The following is a 24594-nucleotide window of genomic DNA, read 5'->3' as shown; positions in this document are numbered from 1 at the left end:
ATGGTTTTTCAAACAAATAAAAACTAAATATCAAAGCGTATAAACAAAAAACTCAGCTTAATTAGCTAAGGTAATGTCACAAAAAATGATATTGCTAAAAACAAACAACGGCTCCAGATGCATCAAGCATAGGAGCCGTTATTAATTCTAGCTACTTTTCTTAAAAAAAGAAGCAGCTAAAAACAGTGCAAACTATTGTTCTGCACTGACAATTTCTGGTGTAATAATAACTTGCAAGTCACCATCACGAGACTGACTATACATTTTATCATCAACAACGGTTGGTGTTGAATGTATGCCACTACTATCGACTTTATGACGAGAAACGATCTGGCCGGTATCTTGGTCTAACCAATGTAAGTAACCTTCAAAATCACCTACTACAATATATTTATCCACGACTGCTGGACCCGTTACACTACGATTTGTTAACTCTACATTGCTCCAGCGTTCGATACCGTTAATACGATTAAGAGCATAAACATGACCACTAGTATTGGTTATAAAAATATCGTTACGGTAAACAGCAATTTGTCTATATGAAGAGTATTGACGTTTCCATAAAATACGTCCTGATTTCAAATCAATAGCCACTAAGTTTCCACGAGCAGATATAGTGTAGACTTTATCGCCAAAAACAACCGGTGCTGAGTCAACATCGATAACGCGTTGCAATTCTGTTGAACCAGTTGCTTCACCTACCTCTGTAGTCCAGCCAGCTTGGCCCTTTTCAAGAATATATACATTTAATGCACCCTTACCTGAACCAACTAGTACACCACCTGATGCAACAACCGGTGTGCTAATACCACGTAATGTCAATGCAGGAACATCTTGTTCAACTTCCCACAGTTCATCACCGGTTTGAGCATCAAAGGCTTTAAGAATACCAGAAGCTGAATTCACTACCAAAATACCAGAATCAATGGCGGGTGGAGTAATGATTTCACCTTTTACTTTGGCTTGCCATATCAGCTCTCCAGTCTCTGAATCAAGCGCAAAGACATCGCCATTTTCAGTACCAATAAATATTTTATTAAGTCCTGCAATCGGCCCGCCAGCAACGAGTGCTGAAATGCGGCTATCCCAAAAGCTTCGCTCGTTATTGATGTCACTTAAATCGGCTTGCCAGACTTTCATGCCACTTTCTTTTTCAAAAGCAATAACATCACCCATGCGACTGGCGCTATAGACTTTATCGTACGCAACAATTGGCTTTATCCGTGAAAAGTAATCACTCACACCGCTACCGACACTACGGTCCCACAAAATCTCCACATCAAAAGCATTATCAAGATCTGTGAGCTCTGCAACTTTGGTGCTAGGGTCTTCATCATCATTTGATGAACAGGCGAATAAGCTTGAAGACAACAAGAGAATCGCTAGTACTTTTTTAGTATTCAGACCTTTAAAAATTTTTTTATCAAAACAACGCATAGTTTGCCTTATTAACAAAAGTAAATGATTTTACTAAATAACCGCTTTAAGTTACTTGGCAGCAGATTCAGTTACTACTGCTTCAGCTTTTAATTTACCCGTACTAGGTAATATAGTTACTTGTGCTAAATCATCTAATTTAATTTGTAAACTTGGGCTTGTAGCAATACCATCTGCGGCAATAGCTGCTTGGTAAGCGTTACGAGCAAGGTCTTTTTTGCCTTGTTGTAAATACACATCACCTTTAATTTCTTCAATAGCGGCGGTAAATGATTCAGGCAAGTTGTTATTTAACGTCGTTAGCGCATCTGAATATTGTTCAAGCTGAGCTTGTACTCGTGCTAAACGTAAGCTTGCAATAGCTTTAATGCCATCAGTTGGCGCAGACTCAATCGCAGTAGTTAACTGTTTTTGAACTTGTGGCCAATCTTTATGTGTCGCTGATTCTTTAGCAAGCGCTAGCGCAGTTAAAGCGACATAACTATTCGTGCCATTTTCACTTATAAATTTTTCGCCATTAGCAGTAAATGTTTTATCGTCTTTTCCGCTTTGCTCAATCAGTGTTTGATAGCTATCTGATACGGCTAGTTCTTGCTCAAGCTTACTATCTTGATAAAAATTAAAACCGATAAAACCGGCAAATCCTAAGGCGATACCCGCGATAATAGTATTACCGTTTTGTTGCCAATAACTTTTAATCGCTTCTACTTGTTGTTCTTCTGTTTGATAAACTTCCACTACATCACCTTGGCTTAAAGCCTTTAAATTAATTCAGATAACAAGCTTGAAATTTTAGTAAATTCCACGCTTTCCTGTTCTTTTTGTCCGCGTAAGTACTTAACCATGACTTTCTCTTCGGCAATTTCATTATCACCTAAGATTAACGCGATTTTTGCACCTGATTTATCGGCACGTTTTAATTGTTTCTTCATATTGCCGCCACCGCAGTGACATTGCAATCTTAACTCAGGTAATTGATCACGCCACAGTTCAGCTAACTTGTTCGCTTCAACTTGTGCATCATCACCCAAAATAACCACATAGGCATCGACCTGAGGACGAACATCAGTGATTGTTTCTAATTCAGTTAACATCAAGACTAAACGTTCAATACCTAAAGCAAAACCAAAAGCTGGCGTTGCTTTACCACCAAGTTGTTCAACCAAACCATCATAACGACCACCAGCACAAATAGTACCCTGAGCGCCAAGTGTTGTTGTAACCCATTCAAATACAGTACGGTTATAGTAATCTAAACCACGCACTAAACGCTCGTTCAATACATACTTGATACCAGCGGCATCTAATCGAGCACATAAGGTATCAAAGTGCGCTTGTGTTTCTTCACCGAAATGATCTGATAACTTAGGCGCGTTCACCAATGCTTCTTGCACTTGTGGGTTTTTACTATCCAATACTCTTAACGGATTAGTGTGCATACGACGCTTAGAATCTTCATCGAGTAACGCTTCATGCTCAAGCAAATAAGCAATCAAAGCTTCACGGTAATTAGCACGTTCATCGTTAGATCCTAATGAATTCAACTCTAGTGTGACAAATTCATTGATGCCAAGTTCCCGCCATAAGCGCGAAGTAAGTAAAATAATTTCAGCATCTATATCAGGGGTCGCAATACCAAAGGCTTCTAAGCCAAATTGGTGGAACTGACGATAACGACCTTTTTGTGGTCTTTCATGGCGAAACATAGGTCCCATATACCAAAGACGTTGCTCTTGGTTATACAGTAAGCCATGTTGATTACCCGCACGAACGCAACTTGCTGTCCCTTCTGGACGTAACGTTAAGCTATCGCCATTTAAATCATCAAAGGTGTACATTTCTTTTTCGACAATATCGGTTACTTCACCAATACCACGTTTAAATAGTGCTGTTGACTCAACAATGGGCATACGAATTTCAGCGAAACCGTAATTACTGGCAACACGGCGCAGTACTGCTTCAACCATTTGCCAAATATTTGTTTCACTTGGGAGGCAATCATTCATGCCACGAATTGCTTGTAGAGCCTTTTGTTTAGCCACTGAGGGGTCTCTCTTTCTTAATGTCTTTATAAAACCCCGGTAGACCTGTCATGTTCAAACAGATTTCCAGCATTTAATACGGTTTAAATTTGCGCAGCGCGCAGTATACCTAATAAACGGGTGCTAATAAACCATCGCGATTATTAGCACCCGTTTATTAGGATAATAATTAGTCGACAGGTTTAAAGTCTATTTTGTTCTTTACATCTTGGCGTTCAGTTATCGCATGTGCTTTTGCACGAATACGTTGCTCAAGTTGATCTACAAGATTGTTATTATCAAAACGTTCTTTTTGACGTATACCATCTAGATAAAAGCCACTCTTTTTACTGCTGCCAGTCAAACCAAGGTCTGACACCATAGCTTCGCCTGGACCATTAACAATACAGCCAATAATTGAAACATCCATTGGTGTCATAATGTCTTCAATGCGTTGTTCTAATGCGTTTACTGTCGATACAACATCAAACTCTTGTCGTGAACAACTTGGGCAAGCAATCAAATTAATTCCGCGACTACGTAATTTAAGTGATTTTAAAATATCAAAACCCACTTTAATTTCTTCAATTGGATCAGCAGCAAGTGATATACGGATTGTGTCGCCAATACCTTGAGCTAATAATATGCCCAGACCAACTGAGGATTTTACCGAACCAGAACGTAAACCACCGGCTTCGGTAATGCCTAAATGTAATGGGTTATCAATTTGTTTTGCTAATAATTTATATGATTCAACCGCTAAAAAAACGTCAGATGCTTTGACACTCACTTTAAATTCATGAAAATTTAAACGATCTAAAATATCAACATGACGCATAGCAGACTCTAACAATGCCTCTGCCGTTGGCTCAGTATATTTTTCTTGAATATCTTTTTCTAATGAACCGCCATTAACACCGATACGAATAGGGATATTATTATCTCGAGCAGACTCCACCACACTGCGAATTCTATTTTCGTTGCCAATATTACCTGGATTAATACGTAAACAGTCTGCGCCATACTCAGCAACTTTTAATGCTATGCGATAATCAAAGTGAATATCGGTAACTAGAGGCACATCAACTTGCTTTTTTATTTCGCGAAAAGCTTCTGCGGCGTCCATGGTAGGCACACTGACTCGAACAATATCAGCACCAACAGCTTCCAGTGCTTTTATTTGCGCAACGGTTGCAGCTACATCTGTGGTCAATGTATTTGTCATTGATTGCACTGTGATTGGCGCATTGCCACCAACAGGCACATTACCGACCATGATTTGGCGAGAGATTCTGCGTATAATTGGAGATTCTTTAAACATAATTTTTCTTTCTATTTTTTATTTATAATAGGGTAGTAGCTAAATTGAGGGGAACCCTCTAAGTGCAAAACTACTCAACAATAGGTAAGTTAAATTTAGCAATATTGCCAACATTAAACGTCGATAAATCTACTGGCTGTCCATTAAAAACAATACTGGTTAATTCAGGTTTTCCCACTGTAATACGAAGAGGTGCTTTGCCTTGAATAGTCATCACATAACCTGACTTTTTGACACCCCAAGCTATTCTTTCACCAGTAGCATCGAAAATATTCACCCAACAATCGCCATTAAAAGTAAACACTGCGGTGCTTATCGTTGGTACGTCAGGTTTAGAAGTTTCATTAACTGAGGTATTAGCTGCTACACCAACATTACTATCATCAGCACTAACATTGTTACTAATATCAGTACTAGCATTGCTGGTAGGTTGTGCAGTATCAGTGCCTAACGTTAATTCTGCTGCACTTTCACTCTCGTTGGTTTGAGCACCATTATCTGTGAGCGTTTTCTTATCACTTAAAGAAACTGATTCAAGACTTTCCACAACAACGGCATCGCTAACGTCTTTAGCTGTTATAGTATTGGGAGTAATATTTGATGAGTCAGTTTCTTGTTGTCTGCTCTCTTGCAGCCACCATAAAACGGTCAAACCAATAAGTACGGCGACAATAAAATAACTTAACCACATTACCCGGCTATGCTCTGCTTGTTTAGCTGTTTCTCTAGAAAAACTTAACATTTCAGTACGTTGAATAGTTGCTGCATCAAGTGCATCATAACTTGCCAATACATCTTCGACTTCTACGCCAACTAATTTAGCATAGTTCACTAAATAGCCACGATTAAAAGTAACTGGCATTAGGGGATCGAAGGTATCGTCTTCAATATTTTTAACAATACCCACTTTGAAGTTTAATTTACTGGCAATATGTTCCTGTGACAATGATAGCGCTTTGCGCGCCTCTCTCAGCATAGCCCCAGGGCTGACCATTTCCATGTCTTCACTTAGTTCTGTGATTTGTTCGGTGATAGTACTTTGTTCTTCTTTACCTGCTTGATTTACAGGATATACTTCATTATTCATTAATATTTTTCACTGTTTGAGGATCGACCACATAGAGTTTATCGCCTATGCGGATTCTATTTTTTTCGGCTATATCATTCCATTGACGTAATGTTTTTAACTTAACGTTATATTTCACAGAAATACTGTAAAGGTTTTCACCTGGTGTCACTTTATGGAAAGCGTCTTGAACTTCAACCATTTCAACTTCATCGATAATTTCTTCAGTACCACTTTCAGCAATGATAGTAGGAGTTACTGCCGTAACGTCATTCGCTTTATCTATAGTAATATCTTTATCAACTAAGGTGTCTTCAATCATAACTTCTGCTTCGACTGATACAGGCAGCGCTTCCGGTAAAGGTACATCACGTTTCGCAGGTACCGGCTGCGTTGATGTTGGTTCTATTATATTTGAAGCTGGCTGAGCGATAACTGCTGCTTCTATAGCTACCGAGGTAAGATTTTCCGCTTCTACCGTTATTGGAGTAACTATTTCTGCGTTGTTGACTAAGCTATCATTTGATACCGCTACCGTGTCTATTGAGGCAACTACCGCTCCTGCTGTTGCAGTAGAAGCTAAGGTTGCTTCTGAAGCAATTGCAGAGGCTGTTGTGGCTGTAACCACTGGCGGTGCTGTAATCGGTGTTGCTAATGCAACAGGTATTGATGCTGTCACTACTGCCGGTGCGATAACTTCCGCACTTGCTGCTACAACAGGTGCTGAACCAGTAGTTATTACTGAAGGCGCTGCGATTTCTGTAGGTGCGATAACTTCCTCACTTGCTGCTACAACAGGTGTTGAACCAGTAGTTATTACTGAAGGCGCAGTGATTTCTGTGGGCGCGTTGACTTCCGTATTTGCTGTCGCAACAGGTAATGAGCTAGCAGCTATTATCGAAGGTGCAGCAATTGCTGTTGATACAAGGGCAACAGGCATTGCGGCTAAAGTTGTTACCGATGGTGTATTAACAGCTATCGATTCTGCTGCAACAGCGGCTAAGACGGGTGCTGTTGAAGCCACTACAGTATCTTTAGCTTTAACTGTCGGAGTTATTGTTGTAACACTGCTGGTATAAGGCGTATTAGCCGATTTTCTTGGAGAAAGCTTTACTACGCGTTTATTTTTAGATGGCGATAATCGACGGTTTATTTCTTTTTGGGTAAGCTGATATTTTTTTGCTAATTCATCCGATGCAATAAATTCAAGTTCATTGAGAAGATATTGCTTACCTTCCCATGACTGAGGATACATTTTCACTAACATATTAGCGTAATTACCGGCGGTACGACGCTGACCTAACTTCCAATAGAGTTTATAGGCTAGCGCTAAATAGTCTGCAGTAAATCGCTGGGTATTACGCTCAAATTTTTGTAAAAAACGTTTACTTTCTTTGAGGTTACCCATGGCATACTGTAAATGTACCATTTTTAATAAGGTGTTTGTTCTGTTTGGGCTATGAAATATAGCCTTATTCAAATACATTTCTGCTTTGTCAAAGTCATTGATTTGCAAATAACATGACGAAAGGTTTTCATAACTTTGTGATACTAATAAATAACTCGGTACGGCAATCGCTTTTAAAAACTGAACCTCCGCAGCCTCGACATTGTCTTGACGACATAAAAACACCCCATAATTATTTAAGGTGTCTGCACTATCAGCTTTTATCATTAAGGCTTGTTCAAATGACTCAATAGCGAGTTTACCTTCGCCTACTGTTTCATAGTAATGAGCAAATGCGGTATGCACTTGCACTAAACCTGGCGAGAATTGTTTCGCTTTCTCAAGGTTAAGCTTTGCTTGGGACATATCACCCATGTTCAAATAGCCTAAGCCTAAAGAAACACGGGTTGCCGCCATTTCATCACGATTTGCTTGGTTTTTTACAATAGGCTCATTATTTTCAAAGCTTTGGGTAATACAACCACTTAACAGTGATATTGAAATCGTTGTTAACAGTGTTAGCTTAATATATTTAGCCATAGCTTTATCGATAATATGCAATGCGTTAACCGCCTCTTATTGTTATTTTTTCGCTAAAAATCAGTATGCTAATGGTTAGACTATTTTTATAGAGATAGTGTCAGCTTTAGCCTCATTTTTCAATGAACTTATTTCAGCGTTCTTAGCTGCATTTATAACACTACGCTTAGTTCTATCAAAAACATCACCCGCTAACTGACCACAAGCGGCATCAATATCTCCGCCACGTGTACGTCTCGTAATAACAGTTAAGCCATAACTTTGTAATACTTTATCAAAACGATCGATACGCGAGTTACTTGAACGTTTATAAGGCGAACCAGGGTAAGGGTTAAAAGGAATTAAATTAATCTTACTCGGTAATCCTTTTAACGCATGTGCAAGCTCATGTGCTTGTTCGGTGCTGTCATTAACATGATCAAGCATAACGTATTCAATAGTGGCTTGTTTATTTGCTTTTGAACCATCGATATAACGACCTGCTGCAGCAATGAAGTCTTCCAGTGGATACTTTTTATTAATCGGTACTAATTCATCACGCAACTTATTGTTTGGTGCATGAATTGAAATAGCTAAAGCACAATCGATTTTTTCTTTAAGCATATCTAATGCGGGTACTACACCTGACGTACTCACAGTTACGCGACGCTTAGATAGGCCATAACCTAAATCGTTTAACATGGTATCCAGGGCTGGAATTAAATTTTTCATATTTAATAATGGTTCACCCATGCCCATCATTACAATATTTGTAATGGGACGAGTACCAGCAATGCGGGTTGCGCCAATATCATTAGCGACACGCCATACTTGACCAATAATTTCGGCCATAGATAAATTGCGATTGAAGCCTTGCTGCGCTGTAGCACAGAAGGTGCACTCTAATGCACAGCCAACCTGAGATGAGACACATAACGTAGCGCGATCATTTTCAGGGATCCAAACAGTCTCTACTTCTTGACCGCCTTCAAGTTTTAAAGCGTACTTAATAGTACCGTCTTCTGATACTTGCTTTTCAGAGATTACCGGCGCAGTTATTACGCAATTGCGTTGTAACTTCTCACGTAATTTCTTATTAACATTGGTCATTTGCTCAAAATCACTGTAACCAAAGTGATAAATCCACTTCATTATTTGATCCGCTCTAAAAGGTTTTTCACCAATAGATTCGAAGTATTCGCGCATACCTTTATGATCAAAATTTAGTAGGTTTATTTTTCCGCTTACATCACTCATAGAACAAACTCTCAATAACTAATATTAAACTACTTACATGACGTGTTAATAACGTATTAATAAAGTAGCCTAAAAAAACAAGGCGCAGATTGTACGCTTTTTAAGCGACAATCGCAATTTTACTAGGTTATATTTAGGCAAATTACTCTCTGCTTAAAATAACAAAAAGGATTTTACTAATTGCTCAGTAAAATCCTTCTAATGCTTAATAAACTATTAAGCAATTAAACATTAACCTTTTAATTACTTACAAAAGTAAGCGAATACAAAGGGCTAACATTTAAAGTCTAATTAACGAGTGCGTGAACAAAGCTCGTCATCAGAGAAGAAATATGCAATTTCACGTGCTGCTGATTCTAAAGCATCAGAACCGTGAGCAGCATTTTCGTCAATGCTATCAGCAAGATCAGCACGGATAGTACCAGCAAGAGCTTCAGCTGGGTTAGTAGCACCCATGATTTCACGGTTTTTAAGAACAGCGTTTTCGCCTTCTAAAACTTGAACCATTACAGGACCAGAAGTCATGAATGAAACTAAAGCGCCAAAGAAAGGACGTTCGCTATGTTCAGCGTAGAAACCTTCAGCTTTTTCTTGGCTTAAGTGAATCATTTTTGATGCAACGATTTTTAAACCAGCAGTTTCAAAACGGCTGTAGATTTGACCGATAAAGTTTTTAGCAACTGCGTCTGGTTTTACGATAGAAAAAGTACGTTCGATAGCCATGATAAGCCCTTTTAAATTGATTAAAGTTAAGTTAAAAATAGTAATTTATAATAAATTTTTCTATAAATTAGATATATATTAGGTATAGCCACTTAGTAAAATGACTATAATTTTGGGCGCATTATAGACGAAAGCACTACAAAAAACTAATAATATTGCGTTTGAGCAAGATCATTAGTTTAAGTAGCGGCTCTCAATTGATAATGGTTTTGTCAGAGGTGCCTAAACGCTTGTTCTGCGATATTGACGGTAAACAGGCTTCCAGAAATTTCTTTCTATTTTAGCCAATAACTCTTCATCACTCATAGGCAATGCTAAGTTTTCTCTAAAAGCAACTTGAGCAATAGCAAAAGCAATGTCTTTACTTAACTGCGCAATAGCGGTTAATGGTGGCAATAGTTCATCTGATTCTTTATTGGCTAAAGGTGACGCCGCCGCTAACGTTTCACTCGCCACTTGTAACATATCATCAGTAATGCGACTGATATTCGCCGCAACTACGCCTAAGCCAATACCAGGGAAGATATAACTATTATTACACTGTGCAATGGGATAGATTTTTCCTTCGTATTCAATTGGCTCAAACGGGCTTCCCGTTGCAATAATTACTTGTCCTTTGGTCCAATTGATAACTTGGCTAGGTGTTGCTTCTACTTGACGAGAAGGATTGCTTAACGGGAAGATGATTGGCATTTCACAATGAGACTTCATCGCCGTAATAACTTGTTCAGTAAATAAGCCTGCTTGACCTGAAACACCAATAAGAATATCAGGTTTCGCGCCGTGCATTACTTCAACAAGGGAAGCAAACTCACCAGCAATATCCCAAGCAGCAATAGATTCAGTGCTTTGCACTAATTTTTGCTGGAAATCACGAAGACCTTCCATACCTTGTGTTAATAAGCCAAATCTATCGACCATAAATACTTGGCCGCGCGCTTGCTCTGCAGAAAGCCCTTCGCTCATCATCTGACTGATAATTTGCTCCGCAATACCACAACCAGCAGAGCCAGCACCAACAAAAGCAACGCTCTGCTCTGATAATTTAGAACCTTTACTACGACAAGCGGCAAGTAAAGTACCGACAGTAACCGACGCTGTTCCTTGGATATCATCGTTAAAACAACAAATTCTATCTTTATAACGTTGTAATAAAGGCATTGCATTAGGTTGAGCAAAATCTTCAAACTGTAATAAAACATGCGGCCAGCGTCTTTTAACTGCGCTGACGAATAACTCTAAGAATTCATCATAAGAATCTTGATCAATACGCTTATGTCGCGCGCCCATATACATAGGATCATCTAACAATTTCTGGTTATTAGTACCTACATCAAGCATCACTGGCAAAGTATGCGCTGGACTAATACCACCACAAGCAGTGTAAAGAGACAGTTTTCCAATTGGGATACCCATGCCACCAATGCCCTGATCGCCTAGCCCTAAAATTCGTTCACCATCAGTAACCACAATGACTTTTACTTTATTTTTTGTCGCGTTACGTAACATGTCATCGATATTAAATCGATCTTCATAAGAGATGAATAAACCACGTGAACTACGATAAATATCAGAGAATTGCTCACAAGCATCACCTACCGTCGGGGTATAAATAATAGGCATCATTTCGGCAAGATGATTTTGTACTAATTTAAAAAATAACGTTTCATTATTATCATGAATCGCACGTAAATAAATATGCTTATTGATATTGGTTTGAAAGCAACTGTACTGACGGTATGCGCGTTCAGCTTGTTCATCAATGGTTTCAAAACGTGGCGGTAAAAGCCCTGTTAAGTTGAAGCTACCGCGCTCTTCTTTACTAAAGGCGCTACCTTTATTTAATAACGGGGTTTCTAATAATGATGGTCCAGCATAAGGTATATAAAGTGGGCGTTTAGATTGAGGCATTTGGCTGACTACTTATATGTTTGATGAATAATGAGTATATGCTTAATTAATGGAGCAAAGTATAAATGATATTGATCCTGCTGCAAAGCATGAGCATGCTTGAATATGCTAAAAATGAGAATAATTAGTTTAATCGATTTAAAAAAGATATTTCAATGCCGTCATGCGAAATAAACATGCCTTTGTCGACAAAATATCTATTCGCTAGGTAGGTAATTTCACTGCTTTATTGCAAAAAACGACTTTAACTAGTCTGCTTCAGCCATCCAAGCTAATTGAACAGCTTCGAGTACGCGTTCCCCGCAATGTTTTGGATCATCATCAAAGCGTTCTAACTCAAGTATCCACTGTCTCAAATCGGTGAAATGTAGCTTAAATGGGTCAACGTCAGGGTGCTGTTCAATTAAGTCCAAAGCGATCTCTTGCGAGTCACTCCAAAGTAGTCCTTTTGACATAATATTCTACCTATGTGGGTTATGTTACTTTAGCTTTTTCCTGTTAGGTATAATCAATGAGCCGATCCCGTTGACTAATACAGTCAGACATTAATATAGCAATCGAAAGAAAAAGAAATCTACAATTAACATTAGTAGAAGCCAAATGAATAGCAACCTAGCTTTTCGACAAAAAGGGCAATCGGTATGCCACCACTTTTTAAGTTTGTTCTTCATCTTCTGTCCAAAATAAACGCCTTGTACTTATATTAACTTATTTAATGAGCAAGGTTATAGTAGTTACCGCCCAAAAAAAATAATCTCCTAAAATCTACTCAAGCGATAAATAAAGCAACTAAGTGCTAACATATAACCATAAGTTAGTTTTACATACCAAAAATAACCGATAAGGCTGCACTATGGATTCATTTGATAAGCATATATTAAGTATTTTACAAAAAGATTGTACTCTCTCAACCAGCGACATCGCTGAGCGAGTAGGTCTATCCACAACCCCTTGTTGGCGAAGAATTCAAGCCATGGAAAAGTCAGGCATTATTAAAGGACGTGTTGCACTTGCTGATCCAGAAAAGTTAAACGTGGGTTTGTCTATTTTTGTCATGGTAAAAACTAATCAACATAACCCTGATTGGTTAGCGACCTTCGCCAAAGTTGCAGACGACTTTCCTGAAATTGTCGAATTCTATCGTATGAGCGGTGATGTAGATTACTTAATGCGTGTAGTCGTGCCCGATATGAAAGCTTACGATCGCTTTTATAAGGAACTTATCACGCGCGTCGACTTCTCTGATATTAGCTCTAGTTTCGCCATGGAAGAAATTAAATACACAACAGCCCTACCCGTTGACTATATATAAGTTCACTTGCCTCTCACTTTGCCCCAACTAACCATTTTTTGTTCTTTTTTTACATAACAATTCATTAAAATGGTTAGTAAATCAACTTCACAACTATTTAAAATATCAATAACTTCATAAATACCAATCTAAAAAACAAAAAAACTCAAAATAAATTCTCTTTAATAACAAGCAGATAAAACACACCAACAAACATTTCACAACTTTTCATACCAATTCAAGACTCTTCAATCCGCTTAGTTTTATATGAATGACGTTGCGCTAACGTTAACTGCCGTGCATTAAGTATTTTTCAGTTAAATGCTAGCTAGTGTTACTGCTTTTATTAGCAAGCAAACATTAATGACACGAAACAGACTGCTTATTAGCTCCAAGTATATTACTGAATCTGCATACGTTTTGACTGCAACAAATAAAGTGCAATGAGTGTATAGAGCGCTAAAGATGCTTATCTCTCTTTGAAAATAATTAAGAACATAAAAACTATAACAAGCGGGATACAATATGAAACACTACAAATTTAGCAAGGTGAACAACGCAGTAAAATCAGCACTTGTACTTGGTCTATTGGCAAGTCCTACCCTAGTTTTTGCCGAGGAAGTCGCAGAGAAGCAAGCAAAAACTGAAGAAGTAGAAGTAATACAAGTTCGCGGCATTCGCGGTAGTGTGGTGAAATCACTCAACACTAAGCGTTATTCAAACTCAGTGGTTGACGCGGTAACCGCAGAAGATATAGGTAAGTTTCCTGATCAAAACGTCGCTGAGTCATTGCAACGCATAACAGGTGTATCTATTACACGTAGTTTTGGTGAAGGAGAGCGCGTTAGTATTCGTGGTACAACTGAGAGCCAAAACAGAACGTTACTCAATGGTCAAGCCGTGGGTTCAGCTGACTGGTGGACAAACTCAGCAGCAAGTCGTGGTTTTAACTACACTATGCTTCCTTCAGAAATTGTTTCTGGTTTAGAGGTTTATAAAACACCCGAAGCAGACATTGATGAAGGTTCAATTGGCGGTACCGTTATTGTTAGAACGCGCAAGCCACTTGATTTAGAAGCAAACAAATTTGCCGGCTCTGTATTAGCTCAGTACTCTGAGGTTTCTGGTGAAACAGATCCACAACTTTCAGCCTTATACAGTTGGAAAAATGAAGATGAAACCTTTGGTGCGCTAATTTCTTTAGTACGCCAAGAACGTAACTTACGTCGCGATGGTATTGAAGCATGGAGCTGGACAGATCGTGATATAACAATGGCTGATGGCACTGTGCATGAGGATGTTTATAGCCCCGGTGGCGGTGGCTCGGCAATGTTTAGCCAAGAACGTGTTCGTACCGGTGGCAACCTTACCTTGCAATACCGTCCAACAGATAATACTGAAGTTACTTTCAATGCCTTACAAAGCACCATGGAAATGGATAACGAAAACCAAAACTTCTTATGGCTAACGGGTTATGGTGGCTCAGAATACACTGACATTACCATTATTGAGCACGACCAAGTAGGTGCCATGGCTGTTGGCGGCACATTCGGATTATCAGCCGACGGTAATAATATTCTTGATGAAACCAAAGTACGTAACTCAAAATTAGAAACAAGCTCATATGACTTAAAAGTTGATCATGATGGTGATGTTTGGACCTCAAGTGTTCATTTTGGTTACACCAAAGGTAGCGGTGGCTCTGAAGCAGATCGAAGCGTTGGTTGGGGCGGGAACTATGTACATAGCTATGACGCATCCAATGCAAGAGATGTTCAAACTAGCTATGATGCAGATCCAGCGGATGGCAGTAAGTGGGGCTTAGATTTTTTACGCTACGACAACAATGATGCACAAGATGAAGAAAGTTATGTGCAAGTAGATTTTGGTAGAGACATTGACCTAGGTGCATTTAGCGCAATTAAGTTTGGTGCAAAATATCGTGACCATTCGCGTTTCAATACTAAACACACGACAGATGCACGAGAAGATTTAAACTGGAGCCTTGCTGATTATTCACTATCAATGCCTTCAGACTTTTTATCAGGTCAAGGCTCAGCTGGTACCTTAAAAGATTACGCGATTACAGATTCAAATAAGATTCGCAGTGAAGGCGATGCCCTAGGTTGGGATTACCGAGTACTTAAAGCGAGTACCTTTGATATCAGCGAAAAAATCACGGCTGGTTATATTAAAGCTGAAATTGATTCAGAGGGTTTACGCGGTAACGTTGGCGTACGCTTAGTTTATACCGACCAAAGTTCAGCGGCATTTGTTGGAGCGTCAGGCAGTGAATTGTGGATCGATGAATCAACAAGTTACTTTGATATTCTACCTAGCTTGAACCTTGCTGTAGATTTAGACGAAGACTTATTACTTCGTATGAGTGCGGCACGAGTAATGTCTCGTCCTGATTACGCTAAAATGACGTCATCAACCTCATATAATAAAGAAACACAAACAGGTACTGGTGGTAATCCAGACATTGACCCATATCGTGCAACACAGTTTGATTTGGGTTTAGAGTGGTACTTTAGCGATGCGGGTATTGTTTCAGCAGTACTTTTCCTAAAAGACATTCAATCCTTTATCGACACACAATCATCATTAGAAATGCATGAAGGGGTAGAGATTTTAATTAATCGCCCGGTCAACGGTAAAGGCGGCACAATTCAAGGAATAGAATTTGGCTACCAGCAAGAGATATACGAAGGTTTTGGTTTGTCGGCAAACTACACCTTTGTTGATGGTGAAGCGAAAGATAGTGAAGGCAATAACGTCACTATCCCGGGTAACTCTGATCATACAGTCAACTTAAGTACCTATTTTGAAACAGACACGTTCAGTGGCCGTGTTTCATATAATTATCGTACCGGTTATGACACTGGTGAAGGCTGGCCTGGATATGTTGCTGACTACGGTCAAGTCGATGCAAACCTTTCTTATAACTTAAATGAAAATATTACCTTTACGCTTGAAGGCATTAACTTAACCGATGAGAAAACGTTTAGTTATCAAGAAAAAGGCGTTGAACAAGCACTAACCGGTTATTACGCAGATGGTCGCCGAGTTGTTGCAGGAGTTCGTTTTAACTTCTAAGCAATACTAACAAAGCCAGTTTGTCGCTAGTAGGCTCTTATTTTACTAGCGACATTTCATAGCCAAGTGACTTCGCAATTTGAGGTTACTTGGCTATGACCAAGACAAGGACTTTCCCTTATACCAACCGGACTAATTTATTGCTCACTTAGCGAGAGTTAAAAGGCATAGAGGCAAGGCATTGATTGAAGATAATGGTTATTCCCTTATCGAAATCAATAACGCTGCATATAAGCCTTTTAAACTCGCCCTTCGGGAGCACATTAGCAAACTGATAACATCACAAAATGAATGAAATATAGAATAACTATGTTTTATCCATTTTGTTTGTTCTAAGCTCGCTAGTGTAACTCTAAGTTGGTCAATAAATTAATTCGTTTGGTATTACACACTCTTGGTTTTTTCGCGAGTTTTAGCCGTCAGGTTAAAACTCGTTTTTTTATTTAAAGCTTAAAAAAGTAGAGCAATCAGTAAATAAACACAGTAGAATAAATTCATCCCTTTCATTGCTAAAGATATTGTTGATATTGAGTTTGTGCATGCACTATCCCCCTCTTTTTATACTTATTTTAAGTAAACGTCTGAATCGATTCAGTCGACTTTAACAATGAAACTATTTACTTATTTTCTCGTATTTTTCTCCCTGGCTTTTAGCTGTCAAAGCAAAGCCGACATTCTTTCGGCTACGCTCGATTACAACACCGGAAAATACCAACAAGCCTTCGATGAATTTAAGCGACTATCAAAATTGGGCCATAAAGATGCCATTTATAATATTGGCGTAATGTACCTCTATGGCCAAGGTGTAAGTAAGAATTTAATCGACGCGCATTCATGGTTTTCTTTAGCCGCCGACTTCGGCTTAGATGAAGCACGATCAGCTGCCCGATTAATAGAACAAGAATTAGCCGAGAAAGAAGATCCCCAACTACTTGAGATTAGTTTAAATAAACTCAACCAAACATTTGGCTATGAACGCTATCAAAATACTTTATTGCCCGTTTTTAACGATAAACAATATCAACTGACCACAAGCATACCGCCACAACGACTGCACACAGTCGATGCAAAATACCCAAAAGAAGCGTACGAAAAAGGTATTGAGGGTTGGGTTGGGTTTGGTTAGAATTCGACGTAGATGAATCAGGCGCGGTAAAAGATGTTGATATTATCGACGCTTTTCCAAATAAAACGTTTAATCGCGCGATTTACAATGCCGTGCGTCGCTGGCGCTATGAACCGTTCATCATTGATGGGAAAAAACAGAGTTATTCCAGCCGTTCGCTACTTTATCATTTCACCACGTTTAAAGGTAAACGCTACCAAGCGAGCTTTAGCCAACAGAAGAAAAGTTATCAAAAGAAGATTAACCAACTGATTGAGGGCGCTGAACAAGGTAATGCTTTGGTGCAATATTATATCGCTAATTGGTTGGTCGCCGATGAACATAACGCCACGCGATTATTACGTTCTCACTGGCAACAAACTACCGCTGGCTCAGATTTGTTACTTGCTTCAGCTATTAACGGTTATCCAAATTCACAATATCGATTAGGTAGTAATTTATTACGTGGTGAATATACAAAAACAGATAGAAAAAAAGGCATGAATTGGCTATTAAATGCCGCTCAATCTGGCTTTTCTTATGCTCAATACCGACTCGGACGTGAATTGCTAGACAAGAAAACGCTTGAATACGATGCTGACAAAGCTAAACGCTGGTTGCAAAGTGCTGCTCAACAAGGCCATTTTAGAGCATTACGTGATCTGGTCGCTATTGAGTTGAACGAGCAGGATCACCAAAAAGCCGCTCAATACCTAAAACTCGCTCTCGCACAAGATGATGAGCACCCCGATCTATTATTAGCGCAAGCAAAAATACTACAGCAACAAAAGCAATATACGCAAAGTAAGAAAAAGGCAGATGAAGCCTTAAAGCAAGCAAAATCACGTCAGTGGTATTTATCAACTATTGCTGCGTTTATTGATACAGCGAAACCTTAACTTAATAGTGATTAGTGATTAGTGATTAGTGATTAGTGATTAGTGATTAGTGATTAGTGATTAGAAATAATCAGCTACTCTGGAGATTTTCGCTGTAACAATATATCTGTTTCAAAGGCTTCTACTTTCGAAAAAACCAATTGTTTTCCATCATTAGATGCGCTGATATTAAGCATCAAATTAATGTCTTGTTCATGCCTTCCAATGTTTGCAATATGCACATGATCTTGCTCTGCAAATTTGTATAAATACAAAGCTAACTGGTGACCCTGCTTAACAACATAATATATCCCTAAATCAAAAATATGTGGTCGATATAACAGTAATGATGGCGATAAATTATCAACAGGTAATTGCTCTGGGGCATGTGCACTTAAAAACGATTCTACGTGTGAAATATAATGATGGTATGAAGGATTGAGCTTCTTCATTTGTTCTACCGATAATACTTCGCTAGTTTGTAGTGCTTGCACATTACTTTCTTGCTCTGTTATCTGATTCACCACCAGCTTATCTTCTTCGAGTAATTTTGTACTAGCTAGCTGAAGGTCATACTGCCATAACTGCTTACTGTCGCCATTGGTTGCACTAAAAACAATAAACTTGCCATCACTAGACCAATTAACTTCATCTATATTTTTATAATCAAAAATAATAGCGACCAAATGTTTACTATAAATATTGATCAAATGAATATTTTGACGACTGTCGCCTAACAGCAAGTTTTCTCCGTTTGGTGACCACAATAAGTATTTAGGGTGAATATTCTCAGGTAAGTTAGCCAATAAATTAGCGGCTTTTTTATCTTTATTTTTTAACCAAATCTCAATATGTTTTAACCCATCAGTAGAGCGTCTTTGATAAGAAATAAAGGCAGTTTGGCGACCATTCTTCGACAAAGTGGGTAAAATATCTGTTCGTGCTGACGAAGATAGCTGCTTAGCTATTACTTGTTGGTGATTATTCAGCGATTTAAGTTGTAAGTTATATAAATTTACATTAACTAAACCTTCAGCATGCGCTAATTGTTTCGTTAACGGGTTTAGATCAATATCAGGAATAAAACCAATAGGAAGATGCATTACTTCACTACTGCCATCTACTGACATTAACCGTAAACTTTCATTACCAAGCCAAAAGCTCTGCCCACTTTCATGCCACTTTAATCCCCAATACTCTTGCTCTCGGCTTTCAATAACATTGCGTTTAGTACTAACTAAGTCCATATGCTGTAATACATAACCTTGTGAGCTTTGCTCAACAAAGAGTAACTGGTTAGTTGCTTTATCAATATCCATTAATATAGGGTGAATATTTTCTAAATCGTCTTGTTTTAACAGGCTAGGATAACCCTCTGTCGCTAACGTTAATTTAGATAAAATCGGTGAATTATTTTTCCAGCGCTGGATATATAAACTGTTGTCCGTTAACCAGTGCATTTTTTGCCGACTAAAACCAACCTGACAATCGCTAAGGTGAAAGTCAGGACTCAGACGCCAAGTCTCAACTGGATTAACAACCGACATAACCCGAATTTCACAACTGATAGGATCGTGCCGATAATAAATTAACCATTTGCCATCCGGTGACCATTCTGGGGCTTCTTCACTATAGCCGGTACTTTTAATAACATGCACCGCCTGCGTTTGAGCATCAAATACTGCCATGTCCATTTGGTCACGATTATTACTGCTTTGACTAAAGGCCAAGTAACGGCCTTTAGGGGAATAACGTAGGAAGTTTTCCGGACCGGGTGTTGACGTTAATCGTGATTCATAAGTATATTCAGGCACCTGTAAACTTGGCTTAGCCAATTCAACAATGCCCATGGTAATACCAATACCGACTAAAGTACTTGCCGCAGCAACCAGAGTCAGATTGAATTTATTCTTTTTAAATTGTTCCGCCTGTTCGGATGGTGGCTCAGGAAAAACCAGTTCGGCAATAAGTTGATAACCAACTCTAGGTACGGTTTTAATAAAACGAGGGGTTTCTTTGTCGTCGTGTAGTGATTTACGTAGTTGGGTAATAGCCTGCGAAACTGAGTTATCACTAACAATTGTATCGTTCCACAACGCATCCATAATTTGATTGCGCGAGACCGCCTGCCCGTAATTTTCAATCAATAACTTTAATAATTTCAGCTGTCTAGCTTCAACATCATGCCACTGATGGTTAATACAGAGTTTCAGTGCGATAAAATCGACTTCAACCTCATTAACTTTCACTTTATCTAATTGGCTTTGTGGCATGAATTTATTACAAATTTTAGGGCGAATGATTGGTCAATCGACGTAACAAAGGGTATTATTATTAAGCACTATTCTATGCTGCGCTGGCATCTATATCAATTGAAAGTTAAAGGCTTCGGAATATAATAAAAATGAGAAATTCAACGGCTTTAGGTCTCACTTGCTCGCTATTTTTTAGTCTTAATTCCTTAGTGGTTTTAGCCACGGAAAAAGCAGCCGTTCAACCAGCTAATAAATTAGATTCCTTAGAAAAAATTCAGATCCGTGGAATTCGCGGCAGCATTGTTAAATCCATTGAAACCAAACGTTATAGTGACGCTATTGTTGATGCGATTACCGCTGAAGATATAGGTAAGTTCCCCGATAAAAATGTTGCAGAATCCTTGCAACGAATCACTGGAGTTTCCCTTACTCGAGTACAAGGTGAAGGTGAACGCATTGGTGTTCGCGGTACTGCGCCTAGTCAAAATAGAACCTATATAAATGGTCAAAACATTGCTTCTGCTGATTGGTGGATTTCATCACAACCCAACCGTGGATTTAACTACACCTTATTACCCGCTGAAATAGTTAGCTCCCTGGAAGTACAAAAATCTCCCGAGGCTGACCATGATGAAGGCTCTTTAGGTGGTTCAATTAACATTAAAACGCATGCGCCATTAGATACCCCTGACAATAGATTTATCGGCACAGCACAAATGCAATATAGTGATGTATCAGGAGAGAGCGATCCGCAACTGTCGTTATTTTTCAACCAAATTAATGATGCTAAAGACTTTGGCTTTTTGGTCTCTATTACACGTCACGAACGAAGTCTTAGGCGTGACGGCCTAGAGTCTTGGGGCTGGGCTGAAAGAAACTTTAATCAAGATGCCCAAGGCAATTTAACTGCGACTAAAAATCCAAACGCTGACTTAACCAATATCTGGTCTGCCGGTGGTGGTGGCTCTGCCGTATTTGAACAACAACGAGAATTAACTAGCGCTATGGTTACCGCGCAATATCAGCCAAATCAAGATTGGAATATTGAATTAAATACCTTGTACTCCGTATTAAATGCCGATAATTCTAACCAGAACTTTTTATGGCAACCTAGCTCTGTTTACGACAGAGGTGGCCATATTTCTGACCACACTATTATTGATAATACGCTAGTGCAAGCAACGTATAGCCAAGTGCCAGAGACAAATACTGAAGGTGCTCCTTTTAATACTTCAATGGAAGCCATTTGGCGACAATCAAAAATCACTACCAGCTTAGTACACCTAATGGTTGAACATGATTTTGACTATTGGCATGCCCAGTACCAAGTAGGCATAACCCAAGCAGAGGGTGGTACCAGTAAAGATTCAACCTCACAATGGTCTGCCAATACTGAATACTCTGTAGATTTACAGCAAAATAGAGACATTATAGCCAACTATCAAGTTGACCCAAATGATGCCAGTGCTTGGCATATTAGTGAAGTGCGTGAAGACTCACAAGAATCAACAGACAGTGAGTTTTTTGTTCAAGCAGACTTTGAACATCAACTTGACCAACCTTTTATACAATCAATAAAGTTTGGTGGTAAATACAAACAACATCAAAGAGATTTTTATCGGTTACGATCTAAAAATGGTGGTTACACCGGTATGGCCGGTGATCTAGGCTGGACATTAGCAGACTATGCTGCGCCCTTCCCATCGGACTATCTTAACGATATTGGTTCAAACCAAACATTGAAAAACTATGCTTTTGCCGATATAAATTCTCTTGAACAAAGTTATCAAACCCTAAATTTTGTTCAAGGAGAAGAAAAGCCTAGCACCTTTGATATTACTGAAAGCACTTTTGCCGCCTACGGTAAAATTAACTTTTCTGGTGAGTATTACCGAGGAAATTTAGGTGTTCGAGTAGTTCATACCCTACAAGATGCTTCTGCCTTTCAAAAGGTAGAAGAGGTTGAAACTATCTATAATGATTACGAATGGTATAACACTGATAAAAGTTATACCGACATTTTACCTAGCATTAATATTGTTATGGATTTTAGTGAAGATGTACTCTTTCGAGTTGCTGCTTCAAAAGTCATGTCTCGTGCTGAATATCACCACTTAATGCCATCAACTAATTATAATGTTACCCAGCGTCAAGGTGCCGGTGGTAATCCAGAGTTAGAGCCTTTTAGAGCAACCAATTTTGATCTAGGCGTAGAATGGTATATTGACGAGGCAGCACTATTTTCTATCGCTGCTTTTCATAAAGATATTCAATCATTTATCGATATTAAACGTTACCAAGAAACCTATGAAGGTAAAAGCATGATCATAAACCGTCCGGTAAATGGCAGCGGCGGTAGTATTTATGGCTTGGAATTAAACCTACAACAGGAGCTTTTTTACGGCTTTGGTCTTATTGCCAATTACACCTTGGTTGAAGGTGATAGAAAAGATGCCCTGAGTGGCGAAAACATCAATATTCCAGGTAACTCAAAACACAGTAGCAACTTAACCACCTATTATGAAAATGACTGGGTAAGTACTCGTTTGTCTTATAATTTTAGAACTGAATTTGCGACTGGCGTCGGTGAAGAGATTACTGATGATTATGGTCAATGGGATATCAACGTTTCGTTTAACGTTACTGAGTATCTATCACTAGTCTTTGAAGGAATTAATTTAACCGATGAAATTATTTATACCTATGAACGCAATGAATATGCGCCTATTGGTATTTATAAAAATGGCCGACGTTATTACGCCGGCTTAAGGGTTGGCTTTTAGCTTACCGATAGTAGTCTCGACCTATGAATCTAGCTAAAATTGCGCAGAAAAGCTGAAATGATACCCCTCAGATTCACCTTGATTTTTATCACCAGAAACTGAATTATAGCCAGCTTGTATTGAGTAATTATTATTTATGAAATAACGAGCACCAACACTATAAAAGTCATTATCGGCATAGCTTACGGACACTGATGTTTTATCGTCATAATAGTAACTAGCATTGGCACTCCAGTAATCGTCAGCAAAAAAATTATCGCTATTATCAAGGGTATAATTACCTCCAACCACTAAATAGCTCTGCTCAGCAAAGCCAAAAAAATATCGACTAGAAAGGTTATGAATATCAAAATCTTCGTCCACATTATAGCTAAAACCAATATAATCCGTATCGACAAGTTGTAAGTTATAACTGGCACTATAACTAAACGAGTCATCGCCATCACCGCCATCATTATAATTTGCACGAATCACAAAATCATCTGAAACTAAATAACCTAAGGTAGCCGAATAAATATTGTCATTGTCATTGTAATCAATGGTATAAGCAGGGGCTTTTGTCTCAAACTGATAGTGGCTATAACTTGCGCCAAGAATAACATTATGAGTTATCCACTCACCACCGACGCTAACATTTTTAACACTAGAGTCACTACTAGATTCTTGAGCATCATAAGACGAGAATCCATTACTATCTAGACTGTTTATTGAAGCCGAAAAATTACTGCTGGTATTGATGTAGTTAAATTCATTTAACGGACCTAAGGTTTGTTTTTCATCAAAAAAGTATTGGCTATACAATCCCACAGAACTTGAGTCACCTTTGCTGTAATAAATATTTTTGGGTGTGTTAAATGAGTAATCTGTCTTGGAGTAACTTAATGTTGTAAATGATTGATAGCTTTCAGCTATTGCTGCATTGCTTAAAAGTACAGCGACTAGGCCTGATAGTTTTGATAATTTCAAAGTGTAAGATCCCTTTAATTATAATATCCATATGAAAAACAGAGTGAATATGACAGTTAATGATCTTCGCGTCTACTAGTCGACTTATAATCTTACACTTCTCAAACAAATAACACTCAACTAAGCAACAATATAGAACACGTACCTAAGTAAAAAATGATTACCTCACTAAGAAGCTCCTTTTACTGTATATCTAGGTATAATAATAAAATATCACACCCTTTTTAGTGTCCTTTTACAGAGTTATTATGAGCCCAATAAAATTTTCAACGACAGAAACAGAGCAACTAGTGACTAAGATCCAAGGCTATTTTTCTAATGAGCTTGACCAAGACCTTGGTCAATTTGATGCAGAATTTCTATTAGATTTTTTTTCGAAAGAAGTTGGTGCTTATTTTTATAATCGTGGCTTGTTTGATGCGCAAACAGTTATTGCGGCCAAATTAGAAAATGTTGCTGAGATGGTACATGAAGGAATAAGTGAAATAGAAAAGCCAGTGAGTTAATGTTGCTTC

General features: G+C 38.6%; 18 protein-coding genes. 6 read left to right on the top strand and 12 right to left on the bottom strand.

Features of this window, described 5'->3' with window-relative positions:
• Positions 1-192 precede the first annotated feature (192 nt).
• From bamB to iscX, 10 genes are all read right to left on the bottom strand, one after another.
• Positions 193-1437 carry an outer membrane protein assembly factor BamB gene (bamB, locus tag CXF85_RS09650; RefSeq protein WP_101228320.1) on the bottom strand — a complete coding sequence of 415 codons (1245 nt, stop codon included), beginning with the start codon at positions 1435-1437 and terminating at the stop codon, positions 193-195.
• A gap of 51 nt (positions 1438-1488) precedes the next feature.
• Positions 1489-2175: a YfgM family protein gene (locus CXF85_RS09645; RefSeq protein ID WP_101228319.1), complete on the bottom strand. Its 687-nt coding sequence runs from the start codon at positions 2173-2175 to the stop codon at positions 1489-1491.
• 23 nt (positions 2176-2198) lie between these two features.
• On the bottom strand, positions 2199-3479 hold the full coding sequence (hisS, locus tag CXF85_RS09640) for a histidine--tRNA ligase (RefSeq protein WP_101228318.1): 1281 nt from the start codon (positions 3477-3479) through the stop codon (positions 2199-2201).
• Between the two features lie 169 nt (positions 3480-3648).
• Positions 3649-4779 carry a flavodoxin-dependent (E)-4-hydroxy-3-methylbut-2-enyl-diphosphate synthase gene (gene ispG / locus CXF85_RS09635; RefSeq protein WP_101228317.1) on the bottom strand — a complete coding sequence of 377 codons (1131 nt, stop codon included), beginning with the start codon at positions 4777-4779 and terminating at the stop codon, positions 3649-3651.
• Between the two features lie 70 nt (positions 4780-4849).
• A complete protein-coding gene (locus tag CXF85_RS09630) occupies positions 4850-5866 on the bottom strand; it encodes a RodZ domain-containing protein (protein WP_101228316.1) in 1017 nt (338 codons plus the stop codon).
• Complete coding sequence (gene pilW, locus CXF85_RS09625) at positions 5859-7853, bottom strand: type IV pilus biogenesis/stability protein PilW (protein ID WP_101228315.1); 1995 nt, start codon at positions 7851-7853, stop codon at positions 5859-5861. Before pilW ends, CXF85_RS09630 begins: the two co-directional genes overlap by 8 nt.
• 54 nt (positions 7854-7907) lie before the next feature.
• On the bottom strand, positions 7908-9068 hold the full coding sequence (locus tag CXF85_RS09620) for a bifunctional tRNA (adenosine(37)-C2)-methyltransferase TrmG/ribosomal RNA large subunit methyltransferase RlmN (protein ID WP_101228314.1): 1161 nt from the start codon (positions 9066-9068) through the stop codon (positions 7908-7910).
• A gap of 291 nt (positions 9069-9359) precedes the next feature.
• The gene (gene ndk, locus CXF85_RS09615; RefSeq protein WP_101228313.1) at positions 9360-9791 is read right to left on the bottom strand and encodes a nucleoside-diphosphate kinase; all 432 of its coding nucleotides are present in this window, start codon (positions 9789-9791) and stop codon (positions 9360-9362) included.
• Positions 9792-10013: 222 nt separating this feature from the next.
• The gene (locus tag CXF85_RS09610) at positions 10014-11702 is read right to left on the bottom strand and encodes an NAD-dependent malic enzyme (RefSeq protein ID WP_101228312.1); all 1689 of its coding nucleotides are present in this window, start codon (positions 11700-11702) and stop codon (positions 10014-10016) included.
• Between the two features lie 248 nt (positions 11703-11950).
• Positions 11951-12157, bottom strand: a complete 207-nt coding sequence (gene iscX, locus CXF85_RS09605; RefSeq protein ID WP_101228311.1) for a Fe-S cluster assembly protein IscX — start codon at positions 12155-12157, stop codon at positions 11951-11953.
• A gap of 398 nt (positions 12158-12555) precedes the next feature.
• Between iscX and CXF85_RS09600 the strand changes: the two genes are divergently transcribed.
• The 4 genes from CXF85_RS09600 (at position 12556) to CXF85_RS23075 (ending at position 18096) form a co-directional block, all read left to right on the top strand.
• Positions 12556-13014, top strand: coding sequence for an Lrp/AsnC family transcriptional regulator (locus tag CXF85_RS09600; protein WP_101228310.1), 459 nt, complete (start codon positions 12556-12558; stop codon positions 13012-13014).
• A 504-nt stretch (positions 13015-13518) separates the two neighbouring features.
• On the top strand, positions 13519-16092 hold the full coding sequence (locus CXF85_RS09595) for a TonB-dependent receptor (protein ID WP_101228309.1): 2574 nt from the start codon (positions 13519-13521) through the stop codon (positions 16090-16092).
• A 607-nt stretch (positions 16093-16699) separates the two neighbouring features.
• Positions 16700-17218, top strand: coding sequence for a tetratricopeptide repeat protein (locus tag CXF85_RS23080; protein WP_232771143.1), 519 nt, complete (start codon positions 16700-16702; stop codon positions 17216-17218).
• Complete coding sequence (locus tag CXF85_RS23075; RefSeq protein ID WP_232771142.1) at positions 17200-18096, top strand: TonB family protein; 897 nt, start codon at positions 17200-17202, stop codon at positions 18094-18096. Before CXF85_RS23080 ends, CXF85_RS23075 begins: the two co-directional genes overlap by 19 nt.
• A 74-nt stretch (positions 18097-18170) precedes the next feature.
• Here CXF85_RS23075 and CXF85_RS09585 read toward each other — a convergent pair whose 3' ends face one another.
• Entirely contained in the window at positions 18171-20348 is a 2178-nt protein-coding gene (locus CXF85_RS09585) for a winged helix-turn-helix domain-containing protein (RefSeq protein ID WP_101228308.1), read from the bottom strand.
• A gap of 131 nt (positions 20349-20479) precedes the next feature.
• Between CXF85_RS09585 and CXF85_RS09580 the strand changes: the two genes are divergently transcribed.
• The gene (locus CXF85_RS09580) at positions 20480-23113 is read left to right on the top strand and encodes a TonB-dependent receptor (RefSeq protein ID WP_101228307.1); all 2634 of its coding nucleotides are present in this window, start codon (positions 20480-20482) and stop codon (positions 23111-23113) included.
• Between the two features lie 33 nt (positions 23114-23146).
• Here CXF85_RS09580 and CXF85_RS09575 read toward each other — a convergent pair whose 3' ends face one another.
• Complete coding sequence (locus tag CXF85_RS09575; RefSeq protein ID WP_101228306.1) at positions 23147-24079, bottom strand: putative porin; 933 nt, start codon at positions 24077-24079, stop codon at positions 23147-23149.
• A gap of 248 nt (positions 24080-24327) precedes the next feature.
• Between CXF85_RS09575 and CXF85_RS09570 the strand changes: the two genes are divergently transcribed.
• Positions 24328-24585 (top strand): DUF2164 domain-containing protein, encoded by a 258-nt coding sequence (locus tag CXF85_RS09570; protein WP_101228305.1) that lies wholly within the window; start codon positions 24328-24330, stop codon positions 24583-24585.
• Positions 24586-24594 lie beyond the last annotated feature (9 nt).

This window comes from Colwellia sp. 75C3 (assembly GCF_002836255.1).
In the GTDB taxonomy this organism is placed as follows: domain Bacteria; phylum Pseudomonadota; class Gammaproteobacteria; order Enterobacterales; family Alteromonadaceae; genus Colwellia.
This window is presented reverse-complemented; position numbering and strand designations above follow the sequence as displayed.